The 12,540-nt window shown below is 63.3% G+C and carries 10 protein-coding genes, 1 tRNA gene and 4 pseudogenes; 7 read left to right on the top strand and 8 right to left on the bottom strand.

Annotation, left to right across the window (positions count from 1 at the left end):
- Window positions 1-411 precede the first annotated feature (411 nt).
- Window positions 412-945, bottom strand: coding sequence for a glyoxalase superfamily protein (locus ACXDF8_RS06500; RefSeq protein ID WP_457222431.1), 534 nt, complete (start codon window positions 943-945; stop codon window positions 412-414).
- 1,486 nt (window positions 946-2,431) lie between these two features.
- Between ACXDF8_RS06500 and ACXDF8_RS06495 the strand changes: the two are divergent.
- Window positions 2,432-2,572, top strand: a pseudogene (locus ACXDF8_RS06495) (DUF1905 domain-containing protein); the annotation flags it as partial.
- A 101-nt stretch (window positions 2,573-2,673) separates the two neighbouring features.
- Here ACXDF8_RS06495 and soxR read toward each other — a convergent pair.
- A complete protein-coding gene (gene soxR / locus ACXDF8_RS06490) occupies window positions 2,674-3,132 on the bottom strand; it encodes a redox-sensitive transcriptional activator SoxR (protein ID WP_457222430.1) in 459 nt (152 codons plus the stop codon).
- A gap of 51 nt (window positions 3,133-3,183) precedes the next feature.
- On the opposite strand from soxR, the gene ACXDF8_RS06485 reads away from it, so the two are divergent.
- From ACXDF8_RS06485 to ACXDF8_RS06475, 3 genes and pseudogenes are all read left to right on the top strand, one after another.
- Window positions 3,184-4,587 (top strand): MFS transporter, encoded by a 1,404-nt coding sequence (locus tag ACXDF8_RS06485; protein ID WP_457222429.1) that lies wholly within the window; start codon window positions 3,184-3,186, stop codon window positions 4,585-4,587.
- Window positions 4,580-5,730: pseudogene (locus ACXDF8_RS06480) on the top strand (FAD-dependent monooxygenase). Before ACXDF8_RS06485 ends, ACXDF8_RS06480 begins: the two are co-directional and overlap by 8 nt.
- Window positions 5,730-6,167: a pyridoxamine 5'-phosphate oxidase family protein gene (locus ACXDF8_RS06475; protein ID WP_457222428.1), complete on the top strand. Its 438-nt coding sequence runs from the start codon at window positions 5,730-5,732 to the stop codon at window positions 6,165-6,167. The pseudogene ACXDF8_RS06480 and the gene ACXDF8_RS06475 overlap by 1 nt, the downstream one beginning before the upstream one ends.
- On the opposite strand, the gene ACXDF8_RS06470 is transcribed toward ACXDF8_RS06475, so the two are convergent.
- The 3 genes and pseudogenes from ACXDF8_RS06470 to ACXDF8_RS06460 form a co-directional block, all read right to left on the bottom strand.
- Entirely contained in the window at window positions 6,146-6,307 is a 162-nt protein-coding gene (locus ACXDF8_RS06470; RefSeq protein WP_457222703.1) for a CGNR zinc finger domain-containing protein, read from the bottom strand. The genes ACXDF8_RS06475 and ACXDF8_RS06470 overlap by 22 nt on opposite strands.
- Window positions 6,308-6,643: 336 nt before the next feature.
- A pseudogene (locus ACXDF8_RS06465) lies at window positions 6,644-7,072 on the bottom strand (TnsA-like heteromeric transposase endonuclease subunit); the annotation flags it as partial.
- Window positions 7,073-7,084: 12 nt separating this feature from the next.
- Window positions 7,085-7,255 (bottom strand): hypothetical protein, encoded by a 171-nt coding sequence (locus ACXDF8_RS06460; protein ID WP_457222427.1) that lies wholly within the window; start codon window positions 7,253-7,255, stop codon window positions 7,085-7,087.
- 753 nt (window positions 7,256-8,008) lie between these two features.
- Between ACXDF8_RS06460 and ACXDF8_RS06455 the strand changes: the two genes are divergently transcribed.
- The 3 genes and pseudogenes from ACXDF8_RS06455 to ACXDF8_RS06445 all read left to right on the top strand — a co-directional run.
- Window positions 8,009-8,224 carry a FitA-like ribbon-helix-helix domain-containing protein gene (locus tag ACXDF8_RS06455; RefSeq protein WP_457222702.1) on the top strand — a complete coding sequence of 72 codons (216 nt, stop codon included), beginning with the start codon at window positions 8,009-8,011 and terminating at the stop codon, window positions 8,222-8,224.
- On the top strand, window positions 8,221-8,640 hold the full coding sequence (locus ACXDF8_RS06450) for a PIN domain-containing protein (RefSeq protein WP_457222426.1): 420 nt from the start codon (window positions 8,221-8,223) through the stop codon (window positions 8,638-8,640). The genes ACXDF8_RS06455 and ACXDF8_RS06450 overlap by 4 nt, the downstream gene beginning before the upstream one ends.
- A gap of 236 nt (window positions 8,641-8,876) precedes the next feature.
- Window positions 8,877-9,416, top strand: a pseudogene (locus tag ACXDF8_RS06445) (transposase); the annotation flags it as partial.
- A gap of 336 nt (window positions 9,417-9,752) precedes the next feature.
- On the opposite strand, the gene ACXDF8_RS06440 reads toward ACXDF8_RS06445, so the two are convergent.
- The 3 genes from ACXDF8_RS06440 to ACXDF8_RS06430 form a co-directional block, all read right to left on the bottom strand.
- Window positions 9,753-11,342: a GmrSD restriction endonuclease domain-containing protein gene (locus ACXDF8_RS06440; protein WP_457222425.1), complete on the bottom strand. Its 1,590-nt coding sequence runs from the start codon at window positions 11,340-11,342 to the stop codon at window positions 9,753-9,755.
- 193 nt (window positions 11,343-11,535) lie between these two features.
- A tRNA-Pro gene (locus tag ACXDF8_RS06435) sits at window positions 11,536-11,609 on the bottom strand.
- Between the two features lie 78 nt (window positions 11,610-11,687).
- Entirely contained in the window at window positions 11,688-12,455 is a 768-nt protein-coding gene (locus ACXDF8_RS06430; RefSeq protein WP_457222701.1) for a sulfite exporter TauE/SafE family protein, read from the bottom strand.
- Between the last annotated feature and the right edge of the window lie 85 nt (window positions 12,456-12,540).

Below are 12,540 nucleotides of genomic sequence, written 5' to 3'. Positions count from 1 at the left end.
AACTCCTCATGGCCGGAAACTCTGATCGCGGTCGGCAGCCACGCGAGGACGGCGATAGCGGTCGTCATGACGCACCAGTGCGCCGTCGACACGAGTTCCCGTCCATCCCTGGCAGCACTCGGCAAGTTCGGCTGCCACAAATGCCTTATCGACCACCTTGGATTGTTCTCGTCCGCCCCTTCGTCGGAGGTCATCACTGTCCGATCTCGTTGAACGTTGCAGTCAAGCCCTGAAGGTTGCCGAGTTTTGCAAGGTCGTCCGCGACATTCCGCTCGGGTGCGTCCCGAAGTACCTTGCATTTTCGGTGGGCTGACGGTCATATGCAGTTCTGAAAACACATGCAGTTCTGAAAGTTGATCCGCGTTGCGCAGTCAGATCCGAACGTCGAGGGCGTCGCTGGGGCCGAAGCGACTACCGGTCCTCGGGGGTGGTTTGGCAGAAGCGGATCGTGTTGGAGAACGGGTCGATGACTTCCATGGTGGGTCCGCCTGGTGAGTCGAAATCGATGGCGGGATTCATGCGGTCGTACCCTGTGGCGTGGAGCTCACCATGTAGCGCAGCGATGTCACTGACCGGTACCCATACGGTCGAGCCCGGAGTGCCGTCGCCGTGGTGTTCGGACAGGTCAAGAACGAATTGGTCGCGACGCAAACGCATGTAGAGGACGGTTTGTGCGTAATCGAAGCGGTGCTCCCACTCGATGCTGAAGTGCAAGTAGTCGATGTAAAACTCGCGGGCGCGGGCCTCGGCGAGGCTGCGGAGCACGGGTACCGGGGCGCTCATGCCTTGGCGTTCACGTAGCCGCGCGGATGCGGTGTTCCAGTCGCGAAACCCTAGTTGTTGCGCCACGATCTCCAACGCTCTGGAGTGTGTGAGATCGGCGGCGGGTAGTTGGTCGCGGAGTATGCGTGCGGCGCGTTTGGCGTCGCCAAGGGTCAGATCCATCACTTCACCTACGTTTCCGGTGCCCGATGTGCAATCCAGTGCCCGCGTTGCTGAAATGTTCAGGCACCAAGGCTCGTAGACGAGTGTGGTGGTGACCGATCTTGCGATGTATTCACCTCACCGATGTCTCGGCGCGGACGGCGGGTCACATCGAACCCGTGCTGACGCTACGGGCTGCGGACAGAGGTTTCAACCCTTGTCGGTCAGGACGGATCTGCCCTTGGCGCGGGTCTGGGCCGGGTGCAAGGAGTCGGTGCCGGTTTCGATGATGTTGCCGCCGAGGCCGAGTCGATCGACGCGCCCACCGGCCGATGCTGAGTTAGTACACGGATCGCAACGCGTCACCTGAAGGCGGTCAGCGTGGATTCAGTGGGGACGCTCGCGGATCCCACCACTCCAGTACTCGTGTCGCGAATAGAGTAAGCCACTTCGACGGCTGTCCCGCTGCTAGTTCGACCTGGAACCACACCCGTCCGGGGTGCCGATCGCCTTGCAGCCATGTGCCGTCCGATTGCTTTGCAGCGCGGATGACCTCGATCGCATCAGCCATGCGCCGATCCGGTGGGGTGCCGTCAATCTTTGAGGCCTGGCTAAAGTAGTCGGCTGCGTTGAGGACGTTGTAGGACCAGCGAAACGGGTAGGCGAAGTTGTACACCCATGGGGCCACTGGGTCGCTCGTCGAGAGACGGCGGAAGAGTCCGCGCTGTAACAGGTACTCCTCACCTGAGCGGCGGGCGGCTCGGGTCTCGTCGGTCCCTCCGGTCGCAATGTCGTAGGCAAGCAAGCCCTTTAGCGAATTGAACGTCGAGTGAAATGATGATCGGGTCGAGCCTTCGACCCAGTCGCAGTTCCAGCCGCCTTCAGACATCTGATGTTCGATGAACCAGTCGATGATGCCGGCGATATCCGCACCCAGCCACACCCCGTTGGCGACAGTCCAGGCGTTGATACAGCAGTCGACCTCGCCGCTCCAATACGGTAGGCCTTCGTACTCCCAATGACTGTTCTCGGCGAGCAGCTCGACGGTACGGCGCTTACGAAGGGCGTTGGAATCGACGCCCCATTCCCGCAGTGAGTTGAGTGTCCACGTCGTCGCAGTCCAGGGCCGACCGGCACCATCTGCAGCCTCGGGACCGTCGAAGTCGAAGTCTGACGGGAAGAACGCCCCCACCCGCCCATTGGCCATCCGGATCCTGGTGCGCGAGAAGCCGCGCGCCAAAGCCTTCGGTCGCGGTCCGTGCCCGCGTAGCTTGCCAAATCCCAGCGGGTTCGCCCACGAGGTCACGCTCAACTTGCCAGCGCAATGCCGGATCGGAATCCAACAGCCACTCGAGCACAGACCCAGCCCCCATGCGCCGGAACTGTAGCGACACCGACCGACATGAAAGCGGATCTTCGCCGGGCAGCCGGGCGCCAACCGCTCACCCCGGAGCCGCGCCGCGGTGCTGCCTGGTTTCGCGGGCGCTGAAGCTGCGGCGGCGTTAGCGTGATCGCTGTGGACTGGGAATTTGAGGCCGAGGTGTTTCAGTGGCGAGGCCCTGCACCGTATTTCTTCGTCGCCACACCCGCCCATGTCGATGAGTTCCTGCACGCTCACCACGGTGAGCTGACCTACGGCTGGGGTGTCATCCCCGCGCAGGTGCGCATCGGCACCACCGAGGTGACCACCTCACTGATTCCCAAAGACGCGTTGCGACGGAAGGTGAGGTGTTTCGGCCGTATCCAGCCTCATTCGGCGTCGGGCGGAATGAGTCGTCGCGGCCCGGGCCCGAGTTCGGACAGTTCGTCTCCGGGGTTGACGATGCGGCACGTGGCCAGGGAGAGGCATCCGCAGCCGATGCAGCCCGTCAACTCGTCCTCAAGCTTCTCAATTTCGCGCCGGCGGGCTTCCAGCTGGGCGTGCCAGCGGCGTGAGATCCGGGTCCAGTCCCGCTTGCTGGGCATCCTGTTGTCAGGCAGCCCCTCGAACACCTCGGCGACCTCGGCCAGCGTGATGCCGAAACGTCGGGCCGCCAGGATGATGCTGATCCGGCGCAACACGTGCCGGGGATATCTGCGTTGGTTGCCGGTGGTGCGCACGGAGCTGATCAGTCCCTGGTCCTCGTAGAACCTGACCGCGCTGGTTGCGATGCCGCTGCGGTGCGCGACCTCGCCGACGGTAAGCATGTCGGTGGGCGCGAAGGGCATTCGGTGCTCCCATCTTGACTTCAACAACGCTTTAAGTTCTAGCGTACCCGCATGCACAACGACGCAATCGAATCCGAAACCCCGCCACACTGGCGAGAGCTGTTCGGCCGTCCCCATGTTCTGGCGGTCGTCGTCCTGGCGGGCGGCATCGGTCTCTACGCGATGAACCTGTACTTCACCGCCGCCCTCATGCCGTCGGTAGTCAAGAGCATCGGGGCGATGCACTACTACGCGTGGTCATATACCGGCTATCTCATCAGCGCGGTCATTGCGACCCTCGTCGTGGGTCCCACCTTGACCAGCCGGGGCCCGGCACCGTCCTATGTCCTGGCTTTCGGACTGTTCGCGCTGGGGACCGTGCTCAGTGCGGTGAGCCCGGTGATGGCACTGTTCGTCGCGGGTCGGATCGTTCAGGGCATTGGCGCGGGAATGCTGACCGGACTGGGCTACGCCGTGATTCGGGTGGCGCTGCCAGCGCGACTCTGGACGCGGGCGACCGGGCTGATCTCGGCGATGTTCGGTGTCGGCACGTTGGTCGGTCCGTCACTCGGTGGTCTGTTCGCCGAGTTCTCCTCCTGGCGAATTGGTTTCGCTGCACTCGCGGCACTCGCCGTGATCCTGGCTGCACTGGCCGCCCGTGCCCTGAGCGGGCAGGGTCCAGCCGGGCATCACTCGGGAATCCCGGCGGCCCCGGTGTTTGCATTGGGCGCTGCCGCTGCCGCGCTGAGCGCGTCGACCACCGTCTCGGGAGGGTGGATGGCCATCGTGGTCCTGGTCGGTGCCCTGTTGCTGGTGGTGTTCCTCGTACTCGATGCCCGGCATTCCTCCGGCGTCCTGCCGAGACTGACTTATATGCGGGGTAACCGCCTCAAGTGGGTGTATCTGACTGTTGCCGGACTGTGCGCCGGGGTGATGGTCGAGAACTTCATCCCACTGTTCGGACAAGAGTTGGCGGGACTGAACCCTCTGACGGCAGGCCTGTTGGGAGCAGTGCTGTCGATGGGGTGGGTCGTGGCACAGCTCTTCAGCACGTCGATTCCAGGACACCGCACCGCGGCGGTGATCCGGTGGTCGCCGATCCTGCTCACCGCCGGACTGGCCGGGTTCGGCCTGCTCCTGCACACCGCCCCCAGCAGCGGACGCATTGTTGCGTGGATCGCGATGCTGGTGTTGGCGGGGGTCGGCATCGGGCTGGCGTTTCCCCATCTCAACGTGGCGGCCATGGCCAGCTCCACCGATGAATACGAGGGCGCCAAAGCGGCAGCTGCCCTGAGCACCACCCAATTGATCGCGTTCACCCTGGCCTCCGCGGTGGCCGGCATTCTTCTCCAGATCGGCCATGGTGATCGACTGGCGGCGGCCCGTTGGGTGACTCTCGGCCTTGCCATTCTGACCGCCCCCGCGCTGTTCGCGGCGATGCCCGCGGCCCGGGTGAAGAGGAACGTCGATGCGTGACACAGCCGTGCCGAACGTCTTGGTTGCCGGAGCTGGAATCGGGGGACTGACAACACTATTGGCGTTGCATCGGTACGACATCCGGGCACGCGCGGTCGAATCGGTGTCGGATCTGCGGCCGGTGGGTTGGGCATCAACCTGCTCCCCCACGCGGTACGCGAGTTGCACCGGCTCGAACTCGGCGAGCAGCTCGACCGGATCTCGACGAGGCCGAGCAGTCTGGCTTTCCACGACAGCTTCGGCCGGTTGTTGTTCCGCGAGGATCTCGGTACGGCGGGTGGGTACGGGTTCCCCCAGTGCTCGGTGCACCGCGGCGACCTGCAGGCGTTGCTGCTGCACACGGTCGCCGACCGGTTGGGCTTCGATGCCGTTCGAACCGGTACCAGGGTCACCGATTTCACCGACGGCACAGCGGGTCTTGTCGTGACCACCAGCCAGGGCGATATGCCGGCCGACGTCCTGGTGGGTGCCGATGGCATCCACTCCGCGGTGCGCGCCAAGCTCCATCCGCCCGCAGCCGATCCGCTGTTGTGGTCGGGTGTACGGATGTATCGTGGCCTCGCCACGAACACCCCGCTGCTGGACGGCCGCACCATGGTCAACGTCAAGGCCGACAACGGCGACGAACTCATCGCATATCCACTGACCTCGGGCCGCACCAACTGGGTCCTGCTCGTTCGGGAGACGTCGCCGGGGCTTCCGGTCGAGACGTTCCGTTGGGATGCGCCTGTCGACCGCGGCCAGGTTGCCGAGCGGGTATCCAACTGGCAGCTGGGCTGGTTGGACCCGGGCACACTGATCACCGACACCGAGACGGTGCTGCAGTTCCCGATGGTGGATCGCCAGCCACTGTCCTCATGGGGCAGCGGCAAGGTCACGCTCCTCGGTGATGCAGCTCATCCGATGTATCCGGTGGGCGCCAACGGGGCGTCGCAGACCGTCGTCGATGCCGCGGCCCTGGCCGAGTGCGTGGCGGCCGATCCGGTGGGTGGGTTGCGCAACTACGAGCAGCGCCGGATCACGGCGACGCGCGCGGTCGTGCTGGCCAACCGGGAGCGCCATGCCGACGGTGCGGCGGATCTGGAGCGGACGGCCGCGAGGTACCGCGCACAGACCGGCGCGGACATGGGAGGCGAAATCTGATGGAGGTCGACGAATTCCTGAGCGAGCACAACGTCGCGGCGATGATCACCGTCGGGACCGACGGGCGGCCCAAGGTCGCCAAGATGGAGCCCGCCGTTGTCGATGGCCGACTGCTGAGCGTCGGGCACCGCCACAAAGTCCGCACCCAACGACTGCGCCGCGACCCCCGCGCGACGCTGTTCTACGACGCGCCCGGGCCAACCTGGCTCTGTGTCGAGACGACGGTCGAAATACTGGACACGCCAACAACTCCAGCCGACATCGTCGCTTTCATGAGGGTGCGCGAGAATCGGCCCGAGGGGTTGCTGGCCTGGCATGGTGACAACGGGGTCGAGATCGAATTGACCGAAACGGAGTTCGAACAGACGATGCGTGACGAGGGGTGCGTGCTGTACCTGTTCCGGATCGACAGGACCTACGGCAACCTGCCCGACTGAGCACGCCTCGCGATGCGGTGCCTGCGCACCGCATCGCGATTGGCACAGTTGTGTCGGCAGTATCTCTGGGTCCCGGGGCGGGTGAAGTCGACGAACGCGTTGTCGCAGTCAGCCCGAGCGCACACGCGGAAGCGACGCATACCGCGCGCGGTGAGAAAGTGCGCCGCGGCAGCCGTCGTTGCGCCCGTGAGGGTCGCGGCGAACCCGTCGTCGACATCGCGAAAGTGCAGATGCCAGCCCGTCTGCTCATGGTGCGAGACCGAGGCTCGTTCGGTGTATCGGCGCAGCAGGTCGTTGAGCACAGTGGCGCGGTCCTCGTCCGTGCCGGCGTCGACCAGCGCCCGCCAGGCCCGCAGGAAGCCGCGGACCGCGACCAACTCGTCCTTACCGGCCGAACGGGGCAGCGGCAGACCGTGCTCGGTCCACCGCTGTTCGAGTTCGGCCGCCGATGCCGGCGGCCGATTCAGGAGATCCCCAGTAGCGAACGCCTGTAGCAGCGACGCGGCGACCGCCGGGACGTCGTGGCGTGGGTGGCGATAGCCGGACAGCCAACGCAAATTGCCCAGCAGCACCGGGTCCAATCCAGCCACCAGCCGATACTCCCAACCCAGCCGGTCGCACACCTGGCCCGTCGCGGCGAACTTGGCCATGTCTTGCGCACGGCGTCGCTCGAGCGGCCGACAGTCGATCACCAGCGCACTGCCGTCCGCCCGGCGAGCGAAGAAGTCCGGCGCGTGCGAGGTCGGCACCCCTGCCTCATTCGGCCAGGACAGCCAGAACGGTTGCGCCGCAACGCCGACCACCTGCGGGTCGAAATCCAGCAGCATCACGTGGTCGCGCTCCAGCCACGACTCGAACCCGACGTGGCCGCCGGTGGTCGCGCACCACCATCGGCCACCCAAGTGCCGCTGCCCCTTTCAGGGCGTGAACCGCCGCACCGGCAGCCCACCTTCGAACCCCACGCCCCCGGCCGCGTCAAAGGCAAGTCGCTGTCGCTCGCCGTCGGCGGTCACCCAGTCGACCTCAACACTCCGCGTCTCGGTCACCATCCAGGCCGCCGCAGCCGGCACCGCCGTGACGACAAACATGCTTCCCGACTAAGCCACCGCGGCCCCGTAGCGACTCGCACCCCACTGCAACCTTTAGTCGGACACTGCAATCTCCAATGCAACCTCCATCCGGACACTGCAGCCTTCACCCACACACGACACTTGCTGCCTTACCCCCACCCCTCTTTACTTCTGGCTCCTTGGACCATCACACCTAGTGCATACAGGTCACGAAACGATAACGTCATTTCGTCCGTACGAAAGTAGACTGGCCGCGTGACTTCGCGAAAGTGTCCCCGCTGCGGCACCGACCTGCGGCCGCCGTCCGGCTCACAGAAGGCCGGCAGACCCGCGCGATGGTGCTCTCAGCGCTGCCGACGAGCCGCCTACGAGGAGCGCCGCGCAGCTGCCAACGGCGCAATCGCCGTTCGGATCGAAACGGTGGAGAAACCCGTCGAGCGGATCGTCGAACGTGTGCGGTACGAAACGAAGCCGCCACCTCCGCCAACCCCGGCGGAAGCGGCACGAATTGTGGCGGCGTCGCCCCGGGCCTGCCGCACAATCCTTGAGGTTCTGACCACCCGAGCGGAGAACGGAGAGCTCAGCTCGGCGGGTCACGGCGCAACGTTGCGGGCTGCGGCGGAACTGCTCGACACGCTGGCGCGTAAGGGCTTGTTGCCCGCGCAGAATCGTCGGCACCAGATGAGGTTGTAAGGCTGCTTCGGTCAGCATCCCGATCGGAGTTTGACTGATATCATTTGCGTGATATCGGAGGTATCTATGGAGCAGATCTTGATCCGCAATCTTCCCGAGGGAACCAAGGCGGCATTGCGCGCCCGAGCCGCACGCCATCACCACTCCCTCGAAGCCGAAGCCCGCGCGATCCTGACGGCGGGACTATCGGGCGAAGACGTCCCGATGTCAGTACTGCTCGCCGCCGATTCCGGTCACGACATCGACTTCGAGCCACAACGCCTCGGCCTGCGCGCCCGAACCGCAGACCTGTGACCTACGTGCTGGACACCAACGCAGTGTCCGCCTTGCGCGTGCCGGGACGCCACCCAGCCGTCGCCAGATGGGCAGATTCAGTCCCCGCATCCGAACAGTTCGTGACGGCGACAACAGTGGCCGAAATCGAGCGTGGCGTGATCGCCAAGGAACGTAGCGATCCACCCCAGGGTGAACATCTGCGCCGCTGGTTCGAGGACAAGGTGCTGCGGATATTTACCGGCCGCACACTCGCATTCGACCTGCCCGCGGCCCGCATCCTCGCCGCCTACCGAGTGCCGGAGCACGCACCCTACGACGACGCGATGATCGCGGCCGTCGCCCAGGCGGCCGGCAAGATCGTCGTCACCCGCAACACCCGGCACTTCGAACCACTGGGCCTCACGTGCCTGAACCCGTGGAGTGAACAGCACTGACTTCGGCCAAGTACGGCATCGCGACGTTGCGGGGTCAATCGAACAAGAGGAACTGACCCTCTTTGGCCATAGGTCTCCCGATCCGTCAAACACGCTGTGCAACAGACGTTTTCAGCGAATCGATGTGCCACATGGGTTTCGTCACCCAGGTTCGAACCTCTGACCGAGTACGGCGTTCCGAACTCGGCGAATGTTCCTGCGACCAGCCTTGTGCTGGGCTATGACTTACGAGACTCCATGCCGGCTTGAAAGCCGCCGTCGCCCAGCAGTTCGCCGGTTCGTCCTGGCAGCGCTGTCGGGTCCATTTCATGCGCAACCTGCACGGTGTGGTCGCAGCCAAGCACGCACCGGCGGCCACTGCCGCGGTCAAGACGATCTTCGCCCATACCGACCCCGCCGATGTCGCCGCACAGTGGGATCAGGTCGCTGACACGCTCTTAGCCAGTTTCCCGAAAGTGGCCGCCATGATGGACGAGGCCAAAACCGACGTGCTGGCGCTCACCGCGTTCCCGCGAACCGATTGGCAGAAGATCTGGTCGAACAACCTGATCGAGCGCCTGAACAAGGCGATCAAACGCCGCGCCGATGTCGTGGAGATCTTCCCCAACCCGGCCGCGTTCCTGCGGCTGGCCACAGCCGTGGTCATTGAAGCCCACGACGAATGGCAGGTCACCCGCCGCTACCTGTCCGAGGTATCCATGGCTGAACCGCGCAAAGTTATCGCCACCAAACACGCTGCCGCCGAACCCCTCGCCGAACAACGCCAAATCGCCTAGCATTCACCACGACTCGTTGATCACAAACGCGTGAGACCACGCCGATCCGAAGTCCACCACCCCAAAGGGCACTATCCGGTCCCGACCGTCGAGCCGGACTCGCACCGCGCCAGCGCGCCGACGCATCGAGCGCGCTCACGTAGCGCGAGCGAAAGCCGATCACGCCAAGCTTCGCAGTCTTCGCGCATTCAGCGTTCCCGACTTCGGTGATGAACACGCCGTCGTTCGATTCCCCGGTCTGCTCGCGCCGAAGCGAAAGCGCTCACCAGCGGCTACCGGAGACAGGTCAAAGCTGCGCGCCGAGTGCGTCGATGAGTTTCGGCAACTAGAGATCGCCTAATTACTAAGATCCATTAGGTTAGCCGCGTCGGACATCAGCATGGTCGCGCGCGCTCTAACAAACTCGTTAAACTCATCGTCAAAGAGACTCGGATGAATGACCTGAGAAGCCAGGATTTCGTCCACATTGTTCGCCATCATTTCTCGATACAGCGACGGCGCCTTGTCAGAAATTTCACGATTCTCTGATCGGTTCAAGAATGCGAAGTTAGCAAGGCAGCTCACATCGGCATCAAACGGCGACTTGGCTTTTCCTATAAACGCCCTTGGAAAACAATGGTGGTACTCTCGGCGGTTTGGCTCCGAAAGCACGTCGTCCAGGGTAATATTTTTGCCACTAATGAACGACCGCGGGCCATGCGCCGCAATTTGGAGAATGAACGCGCGTGTTGCAACCGTCCGGTTGTTGAATGCGTTGTCGAGATAGAACGATGTCCCGATCTCGCCATCGATTTTATCTAGAGTTACTTGGTTTTCCTCGCGTAATTCAATTGCCGCCAGCACATCACGTTTGATGTTCCGAGAAGGATTGCCGCTGTAGCGGTGCGTAAAGACAGTTCTCCAGAACCAGCGTTTCAGGACCATGCTGTCAGTTTCGCTATACCCAGTCGACTGCTTCCGTGAGAAATAAGCGCAAAGCGGGATGAGTAGACCCGCGTAGGGCAGAAATTTCAAGTGCCGTACTTGAAGTTCGTCTCGGAGAAAATCGACGGTCCGATCAAGTGCTTTGACTATTACATCGAACTTGTCCCTAACCTCAGCACCGTTGATGTCGATGAGCGCAGTGGGTGACGGGTCGCCTCGCAGGACGGTTGCGGCACACTTCAACATCAAATCGTTGTCAGTTCCAACGTCTTCGAATCCGAACGACTCAAATCGTTCAGCCAAATTCTTAAACTTCTCCTGAAGATCGAATTCTTCGCTCCAAGTCCACGCAGTTAAGAGTTGGAAGGTGTCGAGCTGTACGCCCTGCCTATTGACCCGCTCGAAGACAATGGCGACACTTGCCCGGTCTTCGCCCGAGAATGTTTCAACGGGTATAAGCACCCCGGAAAACTTCGACTGAACCGTCACGATTTCGCGCAGCTGGTCGTCAGTAAGTTTGTACTCGCGTTGCTTGGCGGCAAATTCTACCGGATCAAAAAACACCGACAGAGGAAAATGCCGTGTCGCATCTACTTGGTCTTTTGGTAAAGCCTGAAACTGGGAGTCTTGGGCGTCAGCCTTTGCTCCGAAGTCATAGTAAATAGGGAGCCAGACCTCTGGATTTTCGTCGGACGATGGCAAAGCTGTCTGGAACGTCGAGAAAATTGAAGTGATCCGCTGCTGGCCATCGAGCACGTAGTCAATTGGATAATCGGCCTCCGGTTCAGGTAGCTCGAACGTTCCTAACTTTTTCTCCGTCTTTAGCTGGTTGCGAGTCCGCCAAAGCAAGATCGACCCAAAGGGATATTCTTTGTAGATGCTGTCCATGAGCAGTGCAGCCCTGTCAGGCTCCCATACAAAATCGCGCTGAAAACCTGGCACACGGATCTCCCCGCGCAGTACGCGCTCAATCAGCCGTGTTATCTGCATGGGATCGCTCATTGGCCCCCGATTCCGAACTGGCTATGTCGCGCCGATCCTCGCACATAACCGGATCGAACCAGCCCTCCGGCTAACTGTTGGGCGGCGCCGTGTCGCGCGCGCTCGCTGGGATGACTCTGGGACGGCCGCGTTTGCTCTTGCCATAGCAAAAATAAGGCCAGCCAGACATAGTGTCATAGCTGGCCTTCGATTGTCGGGCTGACAGGATTTGAACCTGCGACCACTTGACCCCCAGTCAAGTGCGCTACCAAGCTGCGCCACAGCCCGCGGCGCTGTCCGGGATCCCCCGGCAGCAGATCGAAAGCCTACCGTAGCCCCCGCCGGGAACCCGAATCGGCACGTCCGTCACACCATCAACAGCCGGTAGAGCCCGATCAGGCCCACCACCACGATCACCGCGCGCAGCACATTCGGCGACAAGCGCCGCCCGTAGTGGGCCCCCAGGAACCCGCCGACCAGCGAACCGGCCGCGATCAGGCCGGCCGCCGCCCAACTGACGCGGTCGAACGCCACCACCGTGTAGCCGACCGCCGCGACGATGTTGACCAGCAATGACAGCAGGTTCTTGGCCGCGTTCATCCGCTGCATGTCCTCGGGCAGCAGCGCGCCCATCACCCCGATCAGCAGGATCCCCTGCGCCGCGGTGAAGTACCCGCCGTAGATCCCGACCGCGAACGTTCCCGCGACCAGCAGCGCCATCCGCCTGGGTGACACGTGCTCGATGGAGCGCCCGGTGGACTCGGCACGCCGGCGGGCGTAGGCCTGGATACGCGGTCCGATCACCACCAGCACGAGCGCACCGACCAGCAGCACCGGCACCACCCGGGTGAACACCTTCTCCGGCAGGTGCAGCAGCAGGAACGCCCCGATCGCCGCTCCCACCAGCGACGCCGGGATCTGCCAGCGCAGCCGGTCCCACTGCCCGCCGAGCTCCTTGCGATACCCCCACGTCCCGGACACCCCGCCGGCCACCAGACCGATCGCGTTCGACATCGTCGACGTGACCGGCGGATACCCCAACGCCACCAGCGTCGGGAACGTGATCAACGTGCCCGAGCCCACCAGGGAGTTGATCGCCCCCGCCCCCATCCCGGCCAAGACGATGACGATCATGTGGGAAACGGGCACCACGGAACCCTATCTGGCCGGCTCAACCCCTCGACGCTGCGGGCGCACCAACCCGAAAACTGCTCGCCTA

The organism is Mycolicibacterium sp. CBM1 (genome assembly GCF_054073305.1).
Note: the sequence above shows the minus strand (reverse complement) of the source record. Positions and strands in the feature narration are given on the sequence as shown.

What these genes read in the sequence shown, in the direction of transcription:
- ACXDF8_RS06475 (WP_457222428.1), top strand. Translation starts at nt 5,730, where the DNA reads ATGGAGGTCGACGAATTCCTGAGCGAGCACAACGTCGCGGCGATGATC.
- ACXDF8_RS06500 (WP_457222431.1), bottom strand. Translation starts at nt 945, where the DNA reads ATGGATCTGACCCTTGGCGACGCCAAACGCGCCGCACGCATACTCCGC.
- soxR (WP_457222430.1), bottom strand. Translation starts at nt 3,132, where the DNA reads ATGCCCTTCGCGCCCACCGACATGCTTACCGTCGGCGAGGTCGCGCAC.
- ACXDF8_RS06430 (WP_457222701.1), bottom strand. Translation starts at nt 12,455, where the DNA reads ATGATCGTCATCGTCTTGGCCGGGATGGGGGCGGGGGCGATCAACTCC.
- ACXDF8_RS06485 (WP_457222429.1), top strand. Translation starts at nt 3,184, where the DNA reads ATGCACAACGACGCAATCGAATCCGAAACCCCGCCACACTGGCGAGAG.
- ACXDF8_RS06460 (WP_457222427.1), bottom strand. Translation starts at nt 7,255, where the DNA reads ATGTTTGTCGTCACGGCGGTGCCGGCTGCGGCGGCCTGGATGGTGACC.
- ACXDF8_RS06470 (WP_457222703.1), bottom strand. Translation starts at nt 6,307, where the DNA reads ATGCGTCGCTTCCGCGTGTGCGCTCGGGCTGACTGCGACAACGCGTTC.
- ACXDF8_RS06440 (WP_457222425.1), bottom strand. Translation starts at nt 11,342, where the DNA reads ATGAGCGATCCCATGCAGATAACACGGCTGATTGAGCGCGTACTGCGC.